Source organism: Sorangiineae bacterium MSr11367, from assembly GCA_037157805.1.
Lineage (GTDB): Bacteria > Myxococcota_A > Polyangia > Polyangiales > Polyangiaceae > Pendulispora > Pendulispora rubella.
In genome coordinates, this window is sequence record CP089983.1 from 3,691,024 (window position 1) to 3,712,668 (window position 21,645).

Sequence of the window (21,645 nt, forward strand, 5' to 3'; positions counted from 1 at the left end):
GATGCGGTACGAACGCTCCATGAGTGAGCCGCGCATCGTGCGTGCCCCGCGGGGCACCGAGCTTTCGTGCAAAGGGTGGATTCAAGAGGCCGCGTACCGGATGCTCCAGAACAACCTCGACCCCGAGGTGGCGGAGCGTCCGGGAGATTTGGTGGTCTACGGCGGCACCGGCAAGGCGGCGCGCACGTGGGAGGCGTTCGACGTCATCCTGCGCGAGCTGCGCGATCTCGGCAACGATGAGACGTTGCTCGTCCAATCTGGAAAGGCCGTAGGTCGTTTCCGCACGCACCCGGACGCTCCGCGTGTGCTCATCGCCAATTCGAACCTGGTGCCCAAGTGGGCCACGTGGGACGAGTTCCGCAGGCTCGAAGGCCTGGGCCTGACGATGTACGGGCAGATGACCGCGGGCTCGTGGATCTACATCGGCTCGCAAGGCATTCTGCAGGGCACGTACGAGACGTTCGTGGCCGCCCGCAAGGTGTACGCGAAGCGCCATCCGGGAAAGACGCCGTGGGTGCTCACCGCGGGTCTCGGTGGCATGGGCGGCGCGCAGCCGCTCGCCGCGACGATGGCCGGCATGTCCTGTCTCGCCGTCGAGGTGGATCCGTCGCGCATCTCGAAGCGGCTCGAAACGCGCTACGTGGACGTCCGCATCGACGACTTGGACGCGGCCCTCGCGCGCATCGAGCAGGCCGACAAGAGCGGCACGCCGGTGAGCATCGGGCTCTGTGGCAACGCCGCCGAAGTGTTTCCCGAGCTCGTGCGCCGAGGCATCGTTCCGCCGCTCGTCACCGAGCAGACCAGCGCGCACGATCCGCTGCACGGCTACATCCCCGCGGGCTTCTCGTTGGAGGAAGCCGCCAACTTGCGCACGGAAGACCCCGAGGGCTACGTCGAGCGCGCCAAGGCCGGCATGCACGACACGGTGGAGGCCATGCTCGCGTTCCAGAAGGCGGGCGCGGAGGTCTTCGACTACGGGAACAACATCCGCGCCGGCGCGATGGATGCGGGGCTCGAGCGCGCGTACGACATCAAGGGATTCGTCCCGCTGTACGTGCGTCCGCTGTTCTGCGAGGGCAAAGGCCCCTTCCGCTGGGCCGCGCTCTCGGGCGATCCCGCGGACATTGCTGCCACGGACGAAGCGGTATTGTCGGTGGTCCCCGGCGATGAGGATCTGCGGCGCTGGATCACCTTGGCGCGCGAGCGCATCCAATTCCAAGGGCTGCCGTCGCGTATCTGCTGGCTCGGGTACGGCGCGCGCGCCAAGGCCGGGCTGCTCTTCAACGAGCTGGTTCGCACGGGTAAGGTCAAGGCGCCCATCGTCATCGGGCGCGACCACCTCGATTGCGGCTCCGTTGCCTCGCCCAACCGCGAGACGGAAGGGATGAAGGACGGCTCGGACGCCATCGCGGACTGGGCCATCTTGAACGCGCTGGTCAACACGGCCGCGGGCGCGAGCTGGGTGAGCTTCCACCACGGTGGCGGCGTGGGCATCGGCAATTCGCTTCACGCCGGCATGGTGGTCGTGGCCGATGGGACGAAGGAAGCGGCCGCCCGCCTCGAGCGTGTTCTCACGAGCGATCCGGGCATGGGCGTCATTCGCCACGTCGACTCGGGTTACGACGAGGCGGCCCAATGCGCGGAGGCACACGGCGTGCACGTACCCCATCGCACGCGGTAGCTGCATCGTGGTATGGCATCGGACGTGTCGAACGGATCCAACGTGGTGAACCTGAACAACTCGAATGGCGCGATGAGCGCGTCGAAGTCCATCGTGGTGGCCACGCACGGCCACTGCTTCGACGGCCTTTGCTCCGCGGTGCTTTTCACCCGGCTGATGCGGCATCTGCATCCCGGGCAAGAGCTCCGCTTCGAGTACCACTCTTCGGGGTACGGCCCTGGCCAAAATGGGGTGGACCCGAAGCTCCTCGTGGGCAACGAGAATGCGATCCTCGACTTCCGCTTCAGCGCGCACCCGGCGCTCACGTGGTACTTCGACCACCACGTGAGCGCTTTCCCGAACGAGGGCGATCGCGAGACGTACGAGGCCCATGTGGCGCGGGTGAAAGGCCTGCCCCCGACCGCGCGCCGCATGTTCCACGACGGGGGCTACACCTCGTGCACCAAGTTGATCGCGGACGTGGGGGCGAGCGTCTTCGGGCTGGATCCCGAGCCGACGCGGACGTTGGTCTCGTGGGCCGACATGATCGACTCTGCGAATTTTCCCAGCGCCGAGATGGCCGTCTCACGGCACGAGCCGGTGCTTCAGTTGATGACGGTCGTGGAGAACAAGGGCAACGACGCCTTTCTGGAGATGATGGTCCCGCGGCTGCTGGAGCAGCCGCTCGAAGAGGTGGCGCGTGCGCCGGACGTGGCGACGGCGTACGAGCCTCTGCGCGCCGCGCACGAGTCCTTCATCGAGCTGGTACGTGCCCACGCGCAGCCCATGGATAGCGTCGTTCTGGTGGATCTGACCGACCAAGTCATCGACGTGGCCGGCAAGTTCGTCACCTACGCGCTGTATCCCGAGAGCCAGTACTCGGTGCTGGTGACGCGCGGGAAGACGAAGTGCAAGCTCTCGATCGGGTACAACCCGTGGTCGCCGGTCGCGCGCGATCACAACATCGCATCCATCTGCGAGCGCCACGGAGGCGGTGGCCATCCGGTGGTGGGGGCGATTTCGCTGACCGCCGACCAGGTCGACCGCGCCCGCTCTTTGGCGCGCGAAATCGTCGCCGAGCTGCAAACGCCCGAGTCGCAGCTCGCCTAGGCGCCGTCGGGGCCGCGGGTGTCCGGGACAGGCCCAAATTCGTCCCGGACAGGGGGCGCCGTGCGGAGCGGGCGCAATTTGCGGACGATCGAATTGGCCCTGGATTGGCAAGGTGAGGGGGCAGACCTTGGAGCGCGGAGCTCCGGACCCCGAGCTCGCAAGGTCGCAGATCAGGATGATGGGTTGCCGCAAGGTTTGAGTGGGAGGCAACAGCCCTCCGCGTGCCCGAGAAGGCAGGGAACCAACGCCCAAGGGCGTCCAGCTATCGGGAACAACACGTGGGCGGTGACGGGAAGCGCTGTGGGCGCGGACCGGTGGCCGAAACCTCGTTGGGGAAGCAGCCAAAACTGCTCGTATCCACCGGAACTTTTCCTACCCTCATTTTTATCTGGCAGAGAGAAGGCCAGAAGAAGCACGTGTGAGGTTGCGCGGAACGCGCGATCGCGCACGCATTTGTCCCCCTCCCGACGATGGGATGCTCTGCCCCACCGAGATTCGACCTTGCGGGTCGCCCGAGCGTGGGGGCCGGCACTCCCCTGAGCGTTCGTCAGTCGCAGTCGACGGGGAACGGCTGCAGGCCCGGAGCTTGCGGCTGCTGGAAGATGTTGCGCGGCAACGGGGGGTTCCAGGTTACTTCGTCGTAGCGGAATAGAACGTCTTCTTCGAGGCCCGGGACCTCCACGTGGACGCGGCGCGGGAGCTCGGCGGTGCAAACGGCGCCGCTCGGCGGGATGGGGGCATCGATGCCCTCGGGATCGACGCGCGGCTTGGACATGGCGGTCGACGCGTGGCCTTCGAGCTCGGCGCGGTAGAGGACCAGGCCCTGCTGCCGCACGATGACCTCGAGGACGCGCATGCGCTGCTCGTTCCACGGCTTGCCCAGGTCCTCGGGGCGGGGGACCATGTGAATCTCCTCCGTCGTCGCGTTCTTCCCCTCGAACGTCACGACGTAGTAGCCCTTGCCGCTCCACGCGATGCGGCTCGTGTCCGCGAGGCCCGCGCGCGCGCCGTGCACGAGCACCGGGGCTTCCCCGCGCAACAGATCCACCAGCACGGGGCCGGGGACGGGCACCGACGTGAGGCGGGCGATGTTGCACGCCTTCGCGGGGCCCGAGTAAAAGCGCTTGTCGCGCAGATCGGCCAGGGCGAAGCGGCTGCCATCGCTCGTCAGCGTGGCCACGTTCACCCCGAACGGGCTCACGATGTCCATGCGCAGCCGGGCGGGCACCGCGACGAACATCAGAAGGTCCGCGCGGATCCGTTTCACCGGCCCCTGCTTGCCAAAGTGATCGATCTTCGCCTTGGCCTGCACCGCCACGCACGAATCGGTCGTCGCATGCATCCGCGCCACCGCGGCGTCCGCATTGGGCAACTGCGAGGCGGGCGGTGGCGCGCTCGCACAGCCGAAGGCGGCCAGCGCGAGCGGAGCCAACGAAGCCAACGAAGCCAACGAAAATGGCGCAGGAACGAAAGAGGAGCGCGGGGTCATGAGCTGCCGCCACCGTACCACGCCGGAGGTCCGTCGCTCGCGACGGCCGACTTTCAACGCGGCGGGAGTGCTAAGAAGAGCGGGAACCGATGATCTCGCCGCTCGATGAAACATGGCGCTCTTTACTGGATGATGTGGCCCGCGAGCGAAAATGGCCCACGTCGTCCGAGGTAAAGCGCCTCGCCTCCAACGTGCGCGCCCTCTCGTCGGCGTACAACGACGGCGCCCAGGCCCCCGCCGCCCGCGCCCGCAGTGCCGACGCCCTCGGCGCGCGCCTCCTCTTTTCCTTTCCGCGCGACGTCCCCAAGGGTGCGGCCGCCGTGCGCGAGCTCGTCTCCGCCGGGCTCCTCCGCATCCCGGATGACCGGCCGCTGCGCATCCTCGACGTCGGCGCAGGCCTCGGTGCCATGACGTGGGGCGTCGCGCGCGCGCTCGCCGGCGTCGGGCAAACGGGTGCCATCGAAGCGTTCCTCGTCGACGAAGACCCCATGGCCATCGAGCTCGCCGCCCGCATCTTCAAACGGCGCGCAGGGGAGGGGGACATCCGCATCACCGCGCGCTGCACCTCGGGTACCGTGGACGATGCCGCCGCCCGTACCGACGCCACCTTCGACCTCGTCATCGCCGGACAACTCTTGAGCGAGCTGCATCGCGACCGCCCCGATGCGGAACGCGTCAGCCGCCACGTCGACCTCGTCCTCTCGCTCTTGAAGCGGGTGCGCGAGCACGGCGCACTGGTCATCGTGGAGCCTGCCCTGCGGGCGCGCACGCGCCATCTGCACGCCGTGCGCGACGCCCTCGTCATGCCGCCACGCCCGGGCGTCACCCTGTTCGCTCCGTGCCTGCACGCGGCCGCGTGCCCCATGCTCACCAACCCGGGCGACTGGTGCCACGAGGACCTCCCGGTGAACCTCCCGCCCTGGCTCGTCGACGTCGCCCGCGGCGCCGGCCTGCGCTGGGAGGGATTGACCTATAGCTACCTCATCTTGCGCCGCGATCAGGTTCAGCTCGCTGGAACCCTCGGCCCCTCCCAACCCGACGGAATGCGCCTCCGCGTCGTATCCGACCTCATCGTCACGAAGGGCAAATGTGAGGTCTTTTTGTGCAGCGAAGCGGGCTCCCTCGTCCGCCCAGCACGCCTCGATCGCGCCCATTCCGAGACGAACGCGAGCTTTCGGTCACTCGTCCGTGGCGATCTCGTCACCATTCGCCCCTTCAGTGAGCGGCGCATCGAACGCGAAACCTCTGTAAAGAGATGCTCATCATGATGCGCGGCCTCTACGGAATGTTGGACTTGGGAACCTTGGAAGCGCAGGGGATCGCCCCCGTCGACTTCGCGAAGCAGATTCTCACCGTGAGGCCCGCCGCGTTGCAGCTTCGCGCCAAGGACTTCCCACCCCGGGAAATGCTCGCGCTCCTGCGCCTCCTTTTGCCGCTTTGTCGACGCGCCGGCGTGCCGCTCGTTTGCAACGATCGCGCGGACGTCGCGGTGCTCGCCGGTTGCGACATGGTGCACCTCGGGCAGGACGACGCCCCCATCGACTTCGTCCGCCGCATCTCGCCCGGCCTGCGCGTCGGACTGTCCACGCACAACCTCGAGCAGCTCGCCCGCGCCCTCGAATCGCGTCCTGCGTACGTGGCCTACGGCCCCGTCTTCCCCACCAGCACCAAGCGCAACCCCGATGACGTCGTCGGGATCGAGGGCCTGCGCGCCGCCTCCGCGCTCGCGCGCAGCCATGGCACGCCGCTGGTGGCCATCGGCGGGATCACCCTCGAGCGCGCGCCGCTCGTCGCGCCCTGGGCCGATTCGGCCGCCGTCATCGCGGGGCTCTTCGACGCCGCGCGAACCCCGCGTGAGATGGCCGTCGCCTTCCATGCGGCGCTCGGTGGCTGTGAGGCGGAGCCGGCACCGGCCCGGGTGTAATGAGCCTCATCGCCGCGGCCCTCCTCGTGGCAGGTGGCGCCTTCGTCGGCGGATGGCTCGCACGGGCCACGCGCAAGGTCCCGGAGCTTCCGGGGCATGACCCCAACGGCGAGCCAGAGGACGGGGGCGACGCACTGGGGGCTCCCAGCAAGCCCGATCCCTTCGTGGCCTTTCCATGCCGCCTCGGAGATGTCGTGCTCGCGAGCGACGGCGAAGAAGCGTGGCTCGAAAGCGCCGTCGTCTTCTCCGAAGAAGTCCCCGTGCTCGTCCTCTTCCTCGCGCCCAACGCCGGTGCCGATCGCGCAGTGCTCGCGCGGCCGAAGCCCCACGAGGACCTCGTGTGGCTCACCGCCGCGCCGCACCTGGCCGAAGCCTCGAACTGGGGCCCGAGCGAAGAGCCTCCGTCGTCGTTGGTGCACCACGGCGAGCGCTACGAGCGCTTGCGCCGCCTCCCACTCTCCGCCGAGCGGCACGGCCCCTCCGCGCCGGACCTCGGCGACGTCGTCTTGCTTGCAGAATACAAATCCGCGACGGATCGCCGCCTGGTTGCCGTCTTCGCCGGCACGCGCGTTCTCGTGTGGGAGGGGCGCATGCTCGGTCCGGGGCTCTACGAAGTGTTACCGAATCATTCCCCGTGACCGCCGAAAGCGCCTGCGCACCACGCCGAAAAGCGTGAGCGCAAACAGCCCCGCGAGCCCGCCGGTCGCCGTCGAACCCCCCGGCGGCATGGAGCAGCCGCCCGAAGAGCTGTTCCCGCCGTTGCCTTCTTCGTCCCCACCGTTCCCGCCGTTGCCGCCCGTCCCCGCATCGCCGCTGGAGGGGCCGCCCGCATCGAGCACGGTGCCCGCATCCACGGGATCCCCTTGAATGGAGATGTTGGCGCAATGGTAATAGAAGCAATTCGGGTTGTGCTCCGACATGAACTCGAGCACCTGCAACGTGCACTTGGTGCACGTCACGTTGGACGGCAGCACCACCCGCATCGTCTGCGGACCCGTGAAGGCGCTCGTGTGCACGAGCAGCCCGTCGCCCAACACGGGAAGCTTGGGCGACTTCTCGATCTCCGCGGTCCCGCACGGCGTCGGTCCCGGCGTCACCTTCGGGTCCTTGGGAAGCTCGCTCGGATCGCTCACCGCGAGCGCCACCCGGTAGTGCCCCGGATGAAAAACCGTCTCGTTGATCGAGATGTCGACCGCCTGGCCCGGCCGATACGCCGTCACTTGGCCCGTCGACGTTCCGCTATTGCTCCCGCAGGGGCCAACCTTTTGCGGATTACCCTGGGCGTCCTGCGCCAGCGACGCGGCAGGCGCGTTCAAGTGGAAATGAGCATGCGCCGCCGGTGCCGCCACCGACGCACCCACGCCCACGAGCACAGCGAAAACACGCCCAGCGATCATTCATACGCTCCTCATGCGCACCATCATGGATTCCACCGCCAGCTGCGGTGAGGCGTTGGCATCCACATCCCGTGCCGCCTGCAGGGCGAGGGCATAACGTGCCGCGGCGACATCCGCCTGCCGGTCTCCGTTCTCGGCCGTCGCTCGGGCCCGTTCCGCGAGGCGAACCGCGAAGGCGTAGAGCGCTACCTCTATGGAATCTTTGTTCTTTTTGGCCTCCTCGGCGAGCTCCAACGCGATGCCCATGTCGGGCGAATCCAACGCCGCCAGGGCCTTGTCCACGAACCGCTGGCGCTTGTCGTTCTCGTCGGGATCGGCCAGGGCCAGCGCCGTGGCCATGCTGCCATTGGCCAAACTGGCCATGGTGCGTGCTTCCTCCACCTCGACGTTGCGTGCCGCCAGAAGCTCGGCCACCACCGCGTCGGGCAGCGGCGCAAAGCGCACGCGCAACGTCCGCGATCGAATCGTGGGGAGCAACGTGTCCGGCTTCGAGCACAAAAGGACGAAGTGCGTTCCCCTGCCGGGCTCCTCCAGCGTCTTCAACAGCGCATTGGCCGCCGCGATGCTCAACTCGTCGGCGCGCCGGATGATGAACACCTTCGCCCGGCCTTCGTGCGGCGGAAACGCCGCCCGCGCCAGCACCAACGTGCGCACTTGGTCGATGGAGAGCTCCGTCGCCTCCGGCGTGCGCCGCCCGATCTGCGCCGGCTCGTACAACCCCCGCTCGAGCACCACCACGTCGGGATGCACCGATCTCCCATCCTTCGGCACAACGCGTTTGCACGCCGAGCATTCCCCGCAGGCCTGCGGTCCCCCCTCCCGGTGCTCGCACACCAAGGCTTGCGCGAGCCCGAACGCCGCCAGCTCCTTTCCCACCCCGTCCGGCCCATCGAACAAATACCCATGGTGAACGCGCCCATGGGAGAGCGCCCGCTCCAAGGTGGCGACGGCGGTCGGCTGGGCTTTTACCTGCGAAAGAAGAGAAGTCATGGATCGCGATGGACCGTAGCTCACCGGATCCGCCCAGATCCACACGCAACCGTCACGACCCCCGTGAGTGCGTACTGCACTTGGAATTTCACGCATCGCACGGAGGAACGCGCGTTGCTAGGCGCTCAAAGCGATGGTGAAACGTCCGCTTCCGCCGCGACCCACGGTCAAGTTCCCTCCGCGTCCCAAAACGAGGAAGCCGAACGAACCAAACCCGCAAGAATCGGCGCCGACGATCGAGCTCGATCCCGACATCGACATGAGCGCCGAAGACTGGGCGACCTACGTCGACAAGGAGCCGTTCGCGCTCGCGCACCAGCGCCCGCCCCGCGCCGCCGAGGGATGGGCCACCGGCAGGACGGCGATTTTCTTCGAGGCCATCGACGACCTCTTCGCCACCATGCACACCCTGCCGCATTGCGAGACCACCGCGGAGGCGGCGAGCTTCTGCCTCACCGCGGTCCTGCGGGCGCTCCCGTCGCGCATTGGCCTGGTGCAGATCTACGACCCCGAGGTGCAGCAGTTCGTCGTCGTGTACGCGCAAGGTGAAGGCAGCGAGGACCTCCTCATGATGCGCACCGACGAGGCCGATCCGCTCATCACGCAGGCGATGACCCAAGGCGCACCGCGCTCGTTCCACTACGAAGAGGACGGCACGAGCGAGGAGCGCCCGGCCAACCGCCACGCGTTCTTCGGCCCCGTGCGCAGTGTTCTCGTGGCACCGGTGAGCGACAAGGGGCGCTACCTCGGCGTCATCGAACTTCTCGACCCGGCCGACGGCTCCTACTTCGACGCCCGCGCGGAAAATACGCTGTCCTACGTTGCCGGCCGCTTTGGCGAATACCTCGTGCGACGGGGGACGGTCATCGGAAACATCGTGGGCCCCAGCGCCGTGGTGGGCACCCGTTCGGCATTGGGGGCCGCAATCGGCTAACCTCGAGGGTATGCCGTCGTCGGTTCCGTCGAAGATTCGAAAGAAGATCGAGTGGCTCTTTCATCGCGCGGAAGGGGCGTTTCTCTCCGACGCGGTGCTCGCGGCGGAGGGCGTGCACCTCGAGGCGAAGGAGGCGCGCGCACGCCTCGCCGATAGCGGCGAGCCCCTGCAGGCGATGGACCTCGTAGGGCGCTTCGAACAGCTCGAACGCGCACTCGATGGCGATGCCGAAAAGCGCCGCGCGTACATCGACCAATACGGGGCGGCCGGCGTTCAGCGCTTTCGGGCGGGCACCGAGACGCGCATCTATTGCCTCTCCGTCGAGACGTTTCCGCGGCACGTCAACAACGTGTACGTCGTGCTGGAGCCGGGCTCCACGCTCATGCTCGACTGCGGCTCGAACCTACCGAGCTCGCGGCGCGATCTTGCCCTGGGCTTTGCCGTCATGCGCGACCTCTTTCACGAGGACGTGCGGCAGGAGGCGCTCGATTGGTGCGTCATCTCGCACGCACACTATGACCATTTCGGTGGGTCGAACGCGGTCAAGCGCGAGACGCGGGCGCACTTGGCGGTGCACGAGCTCGATGCGCGCGTGCTCTCGTGCTTCGACGAGCGGCTCGTCGTGGTCTCCAAGGACATCGACGTCTACCTGCGCCGTGCCGGCATCGCCGACGACGCGCGGGCGGTGCTCCTCGGGCTCTACACGGCGCACAAGAGCATCTTCAAGCCGATGCAGGTCGACCGCGTCCTGCGCGACGGTGACCAGATTGGTCCCGGCTACCGCGTGCACCACGTCCCGGGGCACTGCCCGGGGCTCATTTGCTTGCAGGTGCACGATGTTCTTTTGACCAGTGACCATGTGCTGGCGCGGATCACGCCACACCAATTCCCACAAGCGATTACGCCCTTCGCGGGCCTCGAGCACTACTTTCACAGTTTGGCGAAAATCCGCAAATTGGAAGGCATCAACTACGCGCTGGGCGGACACGAAGAGCCCATCTGGGATTTGCGCATGCGCATCGACGCCATGGCCAATTTTCACCGCCAACGTCTCGCGCGCGTGCTCGAAGCGTGTGCGGCCCCGCGCACCGTCCTCGGGGTGTCCGAGGCGCTTTTCGGCCCGCGCGAAGGGTACGATCTCATTCTCGCCATCGAGGAAGCAGGTGCGCACGTGGAGTACCTGCACGATCTCGGAAAGCTCCGCATTGCCAACTTGGACGAGGTGGCCACCTCGCGCGATCCGGTCATCGAATACGTCGCGCGCTGATCGTCGCGAATGCGCACCGCACCGATCTTCGAATCGGGTAAATCTGGTGCAATGCCCACCCCCACGTCCGCGCTTTGGTTGCTTCTCGCGTTCACCGCTCTTCACGCAGGGTGCTCGCCCGCACAGGCCGCGCCGCCCCCGGCGACTCCGCCCGTCACGAAGTCGGCGCCCGTGTCGAAATCGCCCTCGGCCATCGAGCGCATGCTCGTCCCCGGCCCCGAGACCGAGGCGCTCACCCGCCGCGTGGGGACGTGGGATGTCGTCATGACCTTGCGGACTTCGCCGGAAGCGACGCCCATCGTCATTTCCGGCATGGTCGCCGAGCGCACCATGACCGGCCTGTACCTGCAAGAGACCATGAAGCCGGCGCCCGGCTCCAAGGTGCCGGATTTCCGCCGCATCGATTATCTGACGTACAACAAGCTGGAAGCCCGCTGGCAGTACATCTCGATGGATACACGCGCCCCCATCGGCATCATGGCCGCGCGAAGCTATGGGGCCACGAACTTCCCCGAGGTAACCGTGCACTTCGACAATTTCGCCATCCCCGGATGGGGCCAGGAGCTCGAGGGCAAGTTCATGCGCGCCCGCCACGTCACCACCCGCGAATCCGACGACCGCGACGTCACGCGCCAATACTGGACCCCCGTCGCCGGCGCCTCGGAGTGGCTCGCCGTACAATACGAGTACACGCGCCACCGCTGACGTCGTAGAACATGACGCGCATGGCTGTTCTCGCGCGTGTGCTGGAGGCGCGGCTCTCGTTGTTGCTCCTCGTCCTCAGCGTCCTCGTCTTTGGTTACGAGATATCGCTCGGCGACACGAGCGCGGTGCCCGTGCTGTTGGCCTCGGGGGCCTTGGAGCGGTCGCACGTCTTGGCGGGTGAGTGGTGGCGCCTTGGGTCCGCCATGTTCGTGCACGTCGGGCTCCTGCACCTTCTCTTTCACGTGTCGGGCTGCTTCGGATGCTGCGTGGTGGTCGAGCACGAGTTGGGCAAGGCGAGGTTCCTTCTCCTGTACCTCGCCTCGGGCCTCGCCGGCGCCGCGGCCAGCGTCATCTTGTACGGGAAGGTGTCGGCAGGCGCCTCGGGGGTCGCGTGCGGCATGATCGGCGCGATGCTCATCCTCCGGCAGCGTGAGCTCGGATCGTGGGGGGACGTGTTCCGCGATCCCTTTGCGCGTCTCGTGGTCGCGATGGTGGTCGTGGGGTTCGGGGTCGCCGGACTCTTCACCGACATGGATCACGCCGCGCATGGCGGCGGGTTCGTGGCAGGCGCGATGCTCACCTGGGCGCTCACGGCATCCGCGTTCCGCGTGCGTGGCACGAGCCTCGCGCTCGCCGCGATCGCGATGCTCGTCTACGCGGCGGTGCGACCGTGGTGGACGCCGAGCGAAGCCCCGGATCTTTTCGCGTACGCCTATCTAGGCGGCGACGACACCGGCGCGACGTACCCTGTCGACTACGCCCGTGCGCGGCGTTTCGCGGAGCGCTCGTGCGACCAAGGCAGCGCCCTCGGCTGCGAGTACCTCGCGCGCATTTACCAAGAGGGCCTCGGCACCCCGAAGGACGACGCACAGGTGCTGCGCATTCTGGATCGGTGCTGCGAACGAGGCGACAGCCAGGCTTGCTACGAGCAGGGCGCCATGCTGGCGAAAGACCCTGCCGCTACCCGAGCGATCGACCTTTTCGAGAAGGCCTGCACGTCCCCGCGGAAGCGCGTGTTGGCCGCCTGCGTGAGCCTCTCGGAGTATTACCGCGTGGGCCGCGGTCGCCCGAAGGACCTCGCCCACGCACGCGCGCTGGTGCAGGAGGCGTGCGATATCGGCTACGAAGATGGGTGCGCGGGGATCATCCTCATCGATGCCTGGGTCGCCCCGCCTGGCCCCGCGCGGGATGCCAGCATCGAGAAGCTGCGGGCCATGTGCAAGGAGGAAGGCTCGTGGTCCTGCCGCTGCTTGCACACGGCCGAAAAATGGCCAGGCTAGCGCGTGCAGCCCGGGCTGGTGCTCGGGAACTCGCTCGGATCGGACGGGACATCCGACAAGTTCCATAGTTCGGTGAACACGGCTTGTTTGCGATCGAAATCCCTCCGATCGCGGTAGACGACGGTGCCATTCGTCTTCTTCCCCGTCCAGAGCCGGAACGAGGGAAACGACGTATTGACCACGTCTCCGTCGCCGATGGTGAGGGTGGCGTCACCGTCCGCGGAGCAGGTGACCCGGCCCGACACCGAATACCAAATCGAGCGATTCGTGCGGGGCCTCACCAATTGAAATGCCGGTTCGGCCACGACGTTTGGACGGCCACCCATCAAATAGTAGAAACGACCATCGTCGGTCGACTTGGACGAAAAATGAGTTTCGTCCCCCTTGAGCGGGCCTTCCTTGCCCACGTCGCGTCCGTTGACATTCATCTTCATGCTCGCCTTCGTGCCGGTGCACGTCACGGACAGGGTCACCGACACCCACAATCGGTATTTGGCCGAGTCTTTGGAGCCGTCCTTCGGGTCTTCTTTGTAGGCCAAGTTGGTGGCGACGGCCAATTCTGCAAGTGCCTTGTTGTCGCCCAATATGAAATGTCCAACATTGTCGACCGGCGCGATGAAGTTCTTGGTCTCAATCGTAAATTCGTGGGAGGTCGTCGCCGGCGTCGCCGGTGCGCACGAATTGTCCGAAGGGACGTTGGTCGTCGAGGTGGGGTCGGCCTGGAATTTTGCCCCATCGCCCACCTCCATCGAAGCAACCCGCGGCGCCGTGCTCACCTCGTTGCATGCCGTGAGCGGACCCGCATCGCACAACAGTGCGCCGGCATCGCCCACGAGCCCGCCCCCATCGGGGCCAATCAAGCTCTCGGCTCGGACGGTCCTTTCCAATGCGGACGTCTTGGTTTCCGACGACGGAACGGCGCCTTCCTGCACGATGTTCTTGATGGGCAGCACGCGCGTTTGCCCCGTGGATTCATCGCTCAGCGACAACGCGGTCAGCGCATCATCGAGGGCGAATGTGCCCCGCTCCATGCACGGGATCTCATTTGCGCACGGGCTTTTGGATAGCCAATAATGGTTCTTCCCGTAGAACGTCATCTGCGAGATATCGCTTCCCGCGCCCGCGGCGACGTACCGTCCGGAGAGCACCGGTTTCTCGGGCGCCGGCCCCGCGTCGTTTCCGCTGCACGCGACGAGCGTGGTCGCCACCACCGCGCCGGTGCTGGCCAAGAACAACAACACTGGCCGCTTTGGAGTGCCTACTTTTCGTGCCGTATGCATTCCGCACGAAAGAGCAACCGGCATACCATCGATGTCTTTTCGCAATCATGCGACGGATCGACCCATTGGCACCGGACGCCACAGAACCCGTGGTTCCGCGGGCGGAAGTATCCCTTCCGGTTTTGCTAATGGGCCGATATCGACGCCGGGGCTAGCGACCCTTGAACGAGGCGGGGCGCTTCTCCAAGAAGGCGGCCATGCCCTCTTTTTGATCGGTGGTGCCGAACAACCACGAGAAGGCCTGGGCTTCCAGCTCGTTCGCCACGGGGAGCGGCACGTCGGCGCCGCGTTGCATGACGCGTTTGCACTGGGCGATGGCCAGCGGGCCTTTGGACGCGATCTTGTCGGCCACCGCGCGCACCTGCGTGAGCAGATCCCCCGCGGGGAAGACCGCGTTCACCAAGCCCATGGCCAGGGCGCGGTCGGCCGTGATCACATCGCCGGTCATGCACAGCTCGCGCGCACGCGCGATGCCCACGCGGCGGGCGAGGCGTTGTGTGCCGCCGAAGCCCGGGATGACCCCGAGGCTCACCTCGGGCTGCCCGAACTTCGCGCCATCGCTCGCGTAGAGGAAGTCGCACGCCAGCGCCACCTCGCACCCACCGCCGAGCGCGAAGCCATTCACCGCGCCAATGATGGGGAAGTGCGCGCTCTCCATGCGCGCCAACACGGTGTGGCCCAGATCGGAGAAGATCTTCGCCTCCGACGTGCCCATCGCGGACATGGCCGCAATGTCGGCGCCGGCCGCAAAGGCCTTGCCCGCGCCCGTGAGCACGGCACAGAGCACCGTCGGATCGTGATCCAGATCGCTCCAGGTGCCATACAAGGCCGCGAGCAGCTCTTGATTGAGCGCATTCAGCTTGTCGGGGCGGTTCAACGTGACGATGGCGACGCCACCCACGCGCTCGAGAAGAACGACGGAGCTCACGGCTTGCCCTCGCTGTAGTCGTGGAAGCCGCGGCCCGACTTGCGACCGAGCCAGCCCGCATTCACCAAATTGCGCAGCAACGTCGGCGCGCGGTATTTGTCGTCGCCGAGATCGCGATGCAGCACCTCGGCGATGAAGAGCACCGTATCGAGGCCAATGAGATCGGCCAACTCGAGCGGCCCCATGGGATGGTTCAACCCGAGCTTTGCACCCGTGTCGATGTCCGCCGCCGTGCCGATGCCTTCCTGCAGCGCGAAACACGCCTCGTTCAACATCGGAATGAGCATGCGGTTCACGAGGAAGCCGGGGGCGTCCTTGCTGGTGATGACCGTCTTGCCCATCTTTTCCGCCAGGGCGAAAATGACGCTGTACGTCTCCTCCGACGTCTGAACCGCGCGGACGATTTCCACGAGCTTCATCAGGGGAGGGGGATTCATGAAGTGCATGCCGATGACCTTGTCGGGCCGCGAGGTGAGCCCGGCCAGCTTGGTCAGCGAAATGGACGACGTGTTGCTGGCCAGGTACGCGCCCGGGGCGAGGGCCTCGTCGCAGCGGCGAAAGAGCTGGCTCTTCAGATCGAGGTTCTCGGTGGCCGCCTCGATGACGAGATCGCAGCCTTTGAAGCCCTCGGGGCCGCCGATCGGCGTGATGCGCCCGACCAGCGCGTTCTTGTCGTCCGCCGAAAGCTTCCCTTTTTCCACCTGCTTGGAGAGGATCTTCTCGATCTTGCCCTTGCCCTTTTCGGCGACATCGAGCGAAACGTCAGCGAGCTTAACGTCGAACCCCGCGGCCGCAGCCACTTGGGCGATGCCGCTTCCCATCTGTCCTGCGCCGAGGACACCGATGAGCCGAATCTCTGACATGGGTCATACTCCTTTTGGTCGAAGTGTTCTCCGCCGGGTGTACCACACCCTCTTCTTGGTGTGGATGCTCGCCTCCTGTGCGCGTCCCTCGGCCGTCGATCGCGCGCGTGCGCTGACGCGGCAACACAACGATGACGAGGCCGTCCGTGTTCTGGTGGCGCGCCTTCACGAGCAACCCGACGATCGCGCCGCGCGCCGCCTGCTCATTCGGGTGTACGCCTCGCAGGGTGACCTCGGACGCGCGCGCGCCGAGATCGACGAACTTCGCCATCGCTCGCCGGTGGACGATCCCGTGCCGTTCATCGAGCTCGGCCACGCCTACGAGCTCGCGCACCGTTTCGAAGAGGCCCTCGCGGCGTACGACGAGGCCGCGAAGATCGCGCCGGCCTCGCCCGACGGCCCGCGCGAAGGCGGCATGCGCGCCGCGCGCTGGGGGGAGGTGGAGGAAGCGCGCCCCCGCCTCGAGGAGGCCATCGCCCGCGGGGCACGCGATGCCGAGACATGGCACGCGCTCGGCCTCGTGTGCGTGCACCTCCGCGATCTCCGGGCCGCCGAAAGCGCGTACCAAAAGGGCCACGCCGCCGATCGCACGGGCTCCGCGAATGCACTCGGCCTCGCGACGGTGGCCGTGATGCGCGACGACCCCGCGGCAGCCCTGGCCGCGTACGACACCGTGATCGCACGCAGCCCGCGCTATGCTCCGGCGCACCTCGGCCGCGCCTGGGCGCTCATCCAATTGAAGCGCCGCGCGGACGCCGAGCGCGCCCTCGACCGCGCCGCCGAACTCGGTGCCTCGGGGGCGCAGATCGAGAAGCTTCGTTCCCTCAACCCAGCGCGGTGAGCACTTCTTGGGCGGCGCGCTGGCCGGATTCGACGGCGCCGTCCATGAAGCCGGTCCAGCGCGTGGCCGTCTCCGTTCCGGACCAGTGAATCAGCCCGATGGGATCGCGCACCGCGGAGCGGTACTGAATCAGCCCGCCCGGTGCCTGATTGCACGTGGGGCCGCCGCCGGCCCACTCGTCCAAGTTCCAGAGCCCCTCGTAGTAGCCTTGAATACCGCCCAGGGGCGCGCGCACCCGCGGCCCGAAGAGCCGCGCCATGTCGTCGAGCACCTTCGCGTAGCGTTCCTCGCGCGAGCGCGCCGACCAGATGCGCGCCTCGTCGCCCTCGATGAATCCCATGAGCACCCCGGGCGAACCCGATTCGGGGTACGGCGTGTTGTCGAAGGTCACCCGCACCGCGCCCGAGTCGCTCGTGGCCTGCCCCGCGAGCCCGTCGTCGCGCCAGAACGGCCGCTCGTACACGAGGTTGATCTTGATGACGCTGGCCATGGGAAACCGCTGCGTGAGCTGATCTCGTAGAAATCCGCGCGGGTGCAGCGCCGCCAGCGGTGGATCGTAGGCCATGCGCCCGGCGAGCGATGGCGGGATGGCCACGATCACGCGCTTCGCGGTGACCGTGTATCCGTCGCCCGAGACCTTCACCTTGCCATCGGCGTGCTGGATCCGCCGCACCGCCGTATTCAAGTGCAGCCGCTCCCCCAGCGTTTCGGCCATCGCCACCGAGATGCGCTGGGAGCCGCCCACGAAGCGGCTATCTTGCCCGCCGCCCGCCGTGTTGAGCAGGTTGTCCAACCCGCCCGCCGACGCCACGTAAAAGAGCCATCGCAAGAGCGACACCTCGCGCGGCTCCGTCGAGAGGACCGATTGCACGGCCAATTGCACGGCGTGGTTCGTCGGCGCATCGGGGCCTGCCGGCGGGAGCAGCGAACTGCGCATCCACGATTCGACGGTCATCGAGTCCCACTCGGCCGCCTTCGGTGCATCCCACGGCGCATCGAGCGGCACTTGCTTGGCCAGCGCATTGAAGGCGGTGAGCGCGATGATCAGATTCGGCGTTCCCAAATCCAAGGGCACGCGCGACGCACTGCTGTAGGTGGTGCGCAGCCCCTGGCCGTAATTGACGTAGTTCCCCTCGTTGTACGTCTTGAAGGTTCCAATCCCGAACTCCGCGGCCAAGTTGTAAATCTTGTCCTGCGGCCATGGGCCCTGGCCGGGCAGGGGCCCCACGAACTGCCCGCCCAACTCGATGGTGCGATCCGAAAAGCCATTTCGCGCGAGGCTCTGATTGAGCGTGCGCCCTCCGACCCGTCCGCGCGCTTCGAGCACCAAGACGGAAAGACCCTGCGCCGAAAGCGCGCGCGCGGCGACGAGCCCCGCGATGCCCGCCCCGACCACCACCACGTCGCACTCCTGTTCTCCATTCGACAATCGCGATGCATGCGCGAGGGATGCATCGTCCGATGATGAAACGTCATCACTACAGCCAAAACCGAATGCGCCCGCCGCCGCCGCCATCCCGCCGAGGATTGCGCGCCGGCTCACGTCGTTCTTCGTGCCCATGCTGCCTCCCGTTCAGAAGCTCGCCGCAAAAATCAAGCGACTAGATGAACACGGCCGCGCTACCAGCGTCGATAGATCTTTCGTGGTACTTACAACTATCTCTATCCGGTATTCAGGCCTATCCAATTCGCGACCGGACGAGCTCACGAACGCGCTGCACGTCGAACGGCTTTTCCAGCATCCGTTGTGCGATGGCTTCCGTCGCCGCGAAGTCCGTGCTGCGCCGCGTGAAGCTTCCGCCGGTGACGAAGATCATACGGTCGGCAAGTTCCTGCCGGTGCTCGCGGAGTCGCTCGTAGACGTCCATGCCGGTGACGTCGGGCATCATCAGATCGCACAAAATCAAATCGAACCGATCGTCGTGCGCGAGCAAATCCAGGGCTTCGCGCCCGCTGCGCACGGAGACCACGTCGTGCTCGTCGGCGAGTGCGATGGCCAGGGAAGGCCCCAACGCCGGCTCGTCATCGACCACCAAGATGCGACCGCGGCGTGTGCTGGCCGGTGGTTCGGTCTTGCGCACCATCCGATGGCTCGGTGCGTAGCGCTGTGGGATGGTGCACGTCACGGTGGTCCCGCGACCCGGCGCGCTGTCGACGGCAATCTCGCCGCCCAGCGCGGTGACGATGCCTTGGCAGATCCAAAGCCCCAGCCCCGTGCCCACGCCGACGGGCTTCGTGGTGAAGAAGGGATCGAAAATGCGCCCCAATGCACTTTCCGGAATCCCGGTTCCCGTATCCGAAACCGCGACCACCACGCGCTCGTCGGCGTCGAGGTACGTGCGCACGCGAATCACGTTGTCGCCCGCGCGCCCCTCGGGGATCGCCTGCGCCGCATTCACCAGCAGATTGAGAAACACCTGCCCCAGACGCGACTCGTTGGCCTCCACCGGTGGCACCTCGCCGTATTCCTTCACCAGCTGCGCACGGTGGCGGATCTCGTTCCACGCCATGTTCACCGACGCGTCGAGCACGCGTGCCACGTCGATGGGGGTCGTCGTCTCCTCGTCTGCGCGCGAGAACGTCTTCAGATCGCGCACGATGGTGCGCACCCGCTCCGACCCCTCGCGCGCGAGGTCCACCATGGCGCCGATCTGCGCGAGCCGTTCGGACAGCTCGTACGCGTTCTCGTCGGGCGGATCGCCGTACATCTCGAGCCGCTCCTCCTCGGCCGCGCGCAGCAGCACCGCGAGCTGCGGAATGCGCCGTGATGCGAGCACATCGAGGTTGGCCTTCACGTAGGCGAGGGGATTGTTGATCTCGTGCGCCACGCCCGCGGCCAAGGTACCTACCGAGGCCATGCGATCCGATTGCAGAAGCCGCGCTTGAATCAATTTGCGCTCGGCCAGATCGCGTTGGAGGCGCTGCTTTTCCGTCATGTCCTCGAACATGGCGAGGCCGAGCTCCACCGTGCCCTGCGCATCGCGAACGGGCGTCGTGGTCAGGGAGATGTTCATCAGCTCCCCGGTCAGCGTCGTGCGATAAGGGCCCTCATAGCGCCCGTCCTCACCGTCCCACACCTTGCGAAGCGCCGGCAGGAAGACCGGATCGCGCACGGTGGAAAGATCGAACCCCGCCGCCGGGGAATCGTTTTTTTGCTGCCAAACGCGCAGCAAATAGGGATTGGCCTCCGTGATGCGCAGCTGCCTGTCGTAGAAAAAGGCACCTAGCGGGGCCCGCTCGAACAGGGTCCGATACCGCATGCGATTCCACGAATTTGTCACCTCGCGATGACGCGGTCTAGATGCATCCGATCCGCGTTCGAAAGGTGCTAGAAAGGTGCATGTGAGCGCCTTCATTCCAACGCTGAAAACAGGACGAGCCCACCCCCATCCCGAGCCCCTGAGCGGGAGTGCATTTTCTGCGGTGGAGCTGATGCCGGGCGACCGCACGGTGGTGATGCTCGACCAGCGCTTGCTTCCGCGCCAAGAGCGCTACGAGACGTTTCAACGCCCCGAGCAAGTGGCCGATGCCATTTCGACCATGAAGGTGCGTGGGGCACCGGCCATCGGCATTTCCGCGGCCTACGGCCTGGTGCTCGCCGCCGTGTTTTGCGACGGTCCGCGCGACGCGTTCTTGGAGGTCATGAGCACAACCGACGGCATGCTCCGCCGCACGCGCCCCACCGCGGTGAACTTGGCCTGGGCGCTCGACCGCATGCACCGCACCGTGGTGCGCATCGCCGCCGAGGCACCAAGGGAACGCGTCACTGCGCTCGCCGCCGAAGCGCGCGCCATCCACGTGGAGGACAAGCTCGCGTGCAAGAAGATGGGCGAGCTCGGCGCGGCCTCCGTGCGCGACGGCTCGACGATCCTCACGCACTGCAACGCGGGTGCGCTGGCCACCGGCGGCTACGGCACCGCGCTGGGCGTCATTCGCGCCGCGCGGGATGCAGGCAAGAAGATCCGCGTGCTCTCCGCGGAGACGCGCCCTCTGCTCCAGGGCGCTCGCCTCACCGCGTGGGAGCTCCACAAAGACGGCATCGACGTGCAGACCATCACCGACTCGATGGTGGGCTCCTTCATGGCGCGCGGCCTCATCGATCAGGTCATCGTGGGCGCCGATCGCGTGGCCAGAAACGGCGACGTGGCCAACAAGATTGGCACCTATGGCGTGGCCTGCCTCGCGCAGGTGCACGGCGTTCCGTTCGACGTGGCCGCTCCCTGGAGCACGGTCGATCTCGCATGCCCCGACGGCGCGGGCATCCCCATCGAGGAGCGCAGCGAGCGCGAAGTTTCCCACGTGACCCTCGGCGAATCCGAGGTGCAGATCATGCCGGACGCCGTGCGGGCACACAACCCAGCCTTCGACGTCACGCCGGCCCGTTTGATTCGTGCGCTCTACACGGAGTTGGGCACGGCCTCACCGCTCGACGCGGCGAGCCTCGCGAGGCTCGCTCCGCCTACTCGATGACCTACTCAACCTACTCAACCTGCGCGAGCAACTTGAGGAGCAGCGCACGCATCGTGCGCCGTTCTTCGTCATCGAGACCGCTCATCACCTGATCGACGGCGGCGTAGATCGCAGGCGTCTGCTCTTCGATCCACGCGCGCCCTTTGGCGGTCGCCTCCACGACCTGCCGGCGGCGATCGTTTCGGTCGACCTTGCGGCGGATCAGCTTTTTCGTTTCGAGCTCCTCGATGAGTCGTGAGAGGCCGGCAGGGTGCTGGCCGGTGCTCTCCGCAATGTCGCGCTGAGCGCTGGGCCCGTTGCGCACGAGGCAGTTCAAAATGGGCCAGGTGAAGATCGATTCGCCGTTGGCTTCGAGCGTGCGCGAAGCCGTTCGCCAGAGCAGCTTCTTCGTTCGGATCACGAGGCGATAGAGCTCCTCCGCGAGGAGAACCGAAGGTTGCATCTGGGGTGTTTCGTTGGGTTCTGTCATGGCACGGGCCCGGACTCGAGGGTGGAGGCCTGTCGAAG

General features: G+C 66.7%; 20 protein-coding genes. 11 read left to right on the plus strand and 9 right to left on the minus strand.

The window, feature by feature from the left end; translation table 11 throughout:
* Window positions 1-19: 19 nt before the first annotated feature.
* Together hutU and LVJ94_14805 are read left to right on the plus strand one after the other, a co-directional pair.
* Complete coding sequence (gene hutU / locus LVJ94_14800; protein WXB08502.1) at window positions 20-1,681, plus strand: urocanate hydratase; 1,662 nt, start codon at window positions 20-22, stop codon at window positions 1,679-1,681.
* Between the two features lie 24 nt (window positions 1,682-1,705).
* A complete protein-coding gene (locus LVJ94_14805; GenBank protein ID WXB08503.1) occupies window positions 1,706-2,770 on the plus strand; it encodes a hypothetical protein in 1,065 nt (354 codons plus the stop codon).
* A 547-nt stretch (window positions 2,771-3,317) separates the two neighbouring features.
* Here the strand turns inward: LVJ94_14805 and LVJ94_14810 are convergent.
* A complete protein-coding gene (locus LVJ94_14810) occupies window positions 3,318-4,211 on the minus strand; it encodes a hypothetical protein (protein ID WXB08504.1) in 894 nt (297 codons plus the stop codon).
* 137 nt (window positions 4,212-4,348) lie between these two features.
* Between LVJ94_14810 and LVJ94_14815 the strand changes: the two genes are divergently transcribed.
* The 3 genes from LVJ94_14815 to LVJ94_14825 are packed head-to-tail and all read left to right on the plus strand — an operon-like array spanning window position 4,349 to window position 6,821.
* Window positions 4,349-5,527, plus strand: a complete 1,179-nt coding sequence (locus LVJ94_14815; protein WXB08505.1) for a small ribosomal subunit Rsm22 family protein — start codon at window positions 4,349-4,351, stop codon at window positions 5,525-5,527.
* Window positions 5,524-6,183: a thiamine phosphate synthase gene (locus LVJ94_14820; protein WXB08506.1), complete on the plus strand. Its 660-nt coding sequence runs from the start codon at window positions 5,524-5,526 to the stop codon at window positions 6,181-6,183. Before LVJ94_14815 ends, LVJ94_14820 begins: the two co-directional genes overlap by 4 nt.
* A complete protein-coding gene (locus LVJ94_14825; GenBank protein WXB08507.1) occupies window positions 6,183-6,821 on the plus strand; it encodes a hypothetical protein in 639 nt (212 codons plus the stop codon). Before LVJ94_14820 ends, LVJ94_14825 begins: the two co-directional genes overlap by 1 nt.
* On the opposite strand, the gene LVJ94_14830 is transcribed toward LVJ94_14825, so the two are convergent.
* Entirely contained in the window at window positions 6,801-7,580 is a 780-nt protein-coding gene (locus LVJ94_14830) for a lytic polysaccharide monooxygenase (GenBank protein WXB08508.1), read from the minus strand. The two genes, LVJ94_14825 and LVJ94_14830, sit on opposite strands and share 21 nt — an antisense overlap.
* Complete coding sequence (locus LVJ94_14835) at window positions 7,581-8,570, minus strand: DNA polymerase III subunit delta' (GenBank protein WXB08509.1); 990 nt, start codon at window positions 8,568-8,570, stop codon at window positions 7,581-7,583.
* Between the two features lie 133 nt (window positions 8,571-8,703).
* On the opposite strand from LVJ94_14835, the gene LVJ94_14840 reads away from it, so the two are divergent.
* Genes LVJ94_14840 through LVJ94_14855 form a run of 4 tightly spaced genes read left to right on the plus strand, consistent with a single transcriptional unit; the run spans window position 8,704 to window position 12,756 of the window.
* A complete protein-coding gene (locus tag LVJ94_14840) occupies window positions 8,704-9,504 on the plus strand; it encodes a hypothetical protein (GenBank protein ID WXB08510.1) in 801 nt (266 codons plus the stop codon).
* A 10-nt stretch (window positions 9,505-9,514) separates the two neighbouring features.
* Window positions 9,515-10,771 (plus strand): MBL fold metallo-hydrolase, encoded by a 1,257-nt coding sequence (locus LVJ94_14845; protein WXB08511.1) that lies wholly within the window; start codon window positions 9,515-9,517, stop codon window positions 10,769-10,771.
* Between the two features lie 51 nt (window positions 10,772-10,822).
* A complete protein-coding gene (locus LVJ94_14850) occupies window positions 10,823-11,476 on the plus strand; it encodes a DUF1579 domain-containing protein (GenBank protein ID WXB08512.1) in 654 nt (217 codons plus the stop codon).
* Between the two features lie 20 nt (window positions 11,477-11,496).
* Entirely contained in the window at window positions 11,497-12,756 is a 1,260-nt protein-coding gene (locus LVJ94_14855; GenBank protein ID WXB08513.1) for a rhomboid family intramembrane serine protease, read from the plus strand.
* Here the strand turns inward: LVJ94_14855 and LVJ94_14860 are convergent.
* From LVJ94_14860 to LVJ94_14870, 3 genes are all read right to left on the minus strand, one after another.
* Complete coding sequence (locus tag LVJ94_14860; protein ID WXB08514.1) at window positions 12,753-13,997, minus strand: hypothetical protein; 1,245 nt, start codon at window positions 13,995-13,997, stop codon at window positions 12,753-12,755. The two genes, LVJ94_14855 and LVJ94_14860, sit on opposite strands and share 4 nt — an antisense overlap.
* 190 nt (window positions 13,998-14,187) lie before the next feature.
* Entirely contained in the window at window positions 14,188-14,964 is a 777-nt protein-coding gene (locus LVJ94_14865; protein WXB08515.1) for an enoyl-CoA hydratase-related protein, read from the minus strand.
* Window positions 14,961-15,827 (minus strand): 3-hydroxyacyl-CoA dehydrogenase NAD-binding domain-containing protein, encoded by an 867-nt coding sequence (locus LVJ94_14870; protein WXB08516.1) that lies wholly within the window; start codon window positions 15,825-15,827, stop codon window positions 14,961-14,963. The genes LVJ94_14865 and LVJ94_14870 overlap by 4 nt, the downstream gene beginning before the upstream one ends.
* On the opposite strand from LVJ94_14870, the gene LVJ94_14875 reads away from it, so the two are divergent.
* Window positions 15,808-16,668: a tetratricopeptide repeat protein gene (locus tag LVJ94_14875; GenBank protein ID WXB08517.1), complete on the plus strand. Its 861-nt coding sequence runs from the start codon at window positions 15,808-15,810 to the stop codon at window positions 16,666-16,668. The two genes, LVJ94_14870 and LVJ94_14875, sit on opposite strands and share 20 nt — an antisense overlap.
* On the opposite strand, the gene LVJ94_14880 is transcribed toward LVJ94_14875, so the two are convergent.
* Both LVJ94_14880 and LVJ94_14885 read right to left on the minus strand, forming a co-directional pair.
* Window positions 16,652-18,229 carry an FAD-dependent oxidoreductase gene (locus tag LVJ94_14880; GenBank protein WXB08518.1) on the minus strand — a complete coding sequence of 526 codons (1,578 nt, stop codon included), beginning with the start codon at window positions 18,227-18,229 and terminating at the stop codon, window positions 16,652-16,654. The two genes, LVJ94_14875 and LVJ94_14880, sit on opposite strands and share 17 nt — an antisense overlap.
* Window positions 18,230-18,347: 118 nt before the next feature.
* Window positions 18,348-19,928: an ATP-binding protein gene (locus LVJ94_14885; GenBank protein ID WXB08519.1), complete on the minus strand. Its 1,581-nt coding sequence runs from the start codon at window positions 19,926-19,928 to the stop codon at window positions 18,348-18,350.
* Between the two features lie 82 nt (window positions 19,929-20,010).
* Here LVJ94_14885 and mtnA point away from each other — a divergent pair, with 82 nt between their 5' ends.
* Window positions 20,011-21,138: an S-methyl-5-thioribose-1-phosphate isomerase gene (gene mtnA / locus LVJ94_14890; protein WXB08520.1), complete on the plus strand. Its 1,128-nt coding sequence runs from the start codon at window positions 20,011-20,013 to the stop codon at window positions 21,136-21,138.
* A gap of 10 nt (window positions 21,139-21,148) precedes the next feature.
* Here mtnA and LVJ94_14895 read toward each other — a convergent pair whose 3' ends face one another.
* Window positions 21,149-21,580 carry a MarR family transcriptional regulator gene (locus tag LVJ94_14895; protein ID WXB08521.1) on the minus strand — a complete coding sequence of 144 codons (432 nt, stop codon included), beginning with the start codon at window positions 21,578-21,580 and terminating at the stop codon, window positions 21,149-21,151.
* Window positions 21,581-21,645 lie beyond the last annotated feature (65 nt).

Bases quoted from the DNA above. Each gene is read 5' to 3' on its own strand.
- LVJ94_14855 (WXB08513.1), top strand. From the start codon at position 11,497: ATGGCTGTTCTCGCGCGTGTGCTGGAGGCGCGGCTCTCGTTGTTGCTC.
- LVJ94_14880 (WXB08518.1), bottom strand. From the start codon at position 18,229: ATGGGCACGAAGAACGACGTGAGCCGGCGCGCAATCCTCGGCGGGATG.
- LVJ94_14870 (WXB08516.1), bottom strand. From the start codon at position 15,827: ATGTCAGAGATTCGGCTCATCGGTGTCCTCGGCGCAGGACAGATGGGA.
- LVJ94_14825 (WXB08507.1), top strand. From the start codon at position 6,183: ATGAGCCTCATCGCCGCGGCCCTCCTCGTGGCAGGTGGCGCCTTCGTC.
- hutU (WXB08502.1), top strand. From the start codon at position 20: ATGAGTGAGCCGCGCATCGTGCGTGCCCCGCGGGGCACCGAGCTTTCG.
- LVJ94_14830 (WXB08508.1), bottom strand. From the start codon at position 7,580: ATGATCGCTGGGCGTGTTTTCGCTGTGCTCGTGGGCGTGGGTGCGTCG.
- LVJ94_14835 (WXB08509.1), bottom strand. From the start codon at position 8,570: ATGACTTCTCTTCTTTCGCAGGTAAAAGCCCAGCCGACCGCCGTCGCC.
- LVJ94_14895 (WXB08521.1), bottom strand. From the start codon at position 21,580: ATGCAACCTTCGGTTCTCCTCGCGGAGGAGCTCTATCGCCTCGTGATC.
- LVJ94_14875 (WXB08517.1), top strand. From the start codon at position 15,808: ATGAGCCGAATCTCTGACATGGGTCATACTCCTTTTGGTCGAAGTGTT.
- LVJ94_14840 (WXB08510.1), top strand. From the start codon at position 8,704: ATGGTGAAACGTCCGCTTCCGCCGCGACCCACGGTCAAGTTCCCTCCG.
- LVJ94_14815 (WXB08505.1), top strand. From the start codon at position 4,349: ATGATCTCGCCGCTCGATGAAACATGGCGCTCTTTACTGGATGATGTG.
- LVJ94_14850 (WXB08512.1), top strand. From the start codon at position 10,823: ATGCCCACCCCCACGTCCGCGCTTTGGTTGCTTCTCGCGTTCACCGCT.
- LVJ94_14820 (WXB08506.1), top strand. From the start codon at position 5,524: ATGATGCGCGGCCTCTACGGAATGTTGGACTTGGGAACCTTGGAAGCG.
- LVJ94_14885 (WXB08519.1), bottom strand. From the start codon at position 19,928: ATGCGGTATCGGACCCTGTTCGAGCGGGCCCCGCTAGGTGCCTTTTTC.
- LVJ94_14845 (WXB08511.1), top strand. From the start codon at position 9,515: ATGCCGTCGTCGGTTCCGTCGAAGATTCGAAAGAAGATCGAGTGGCTC.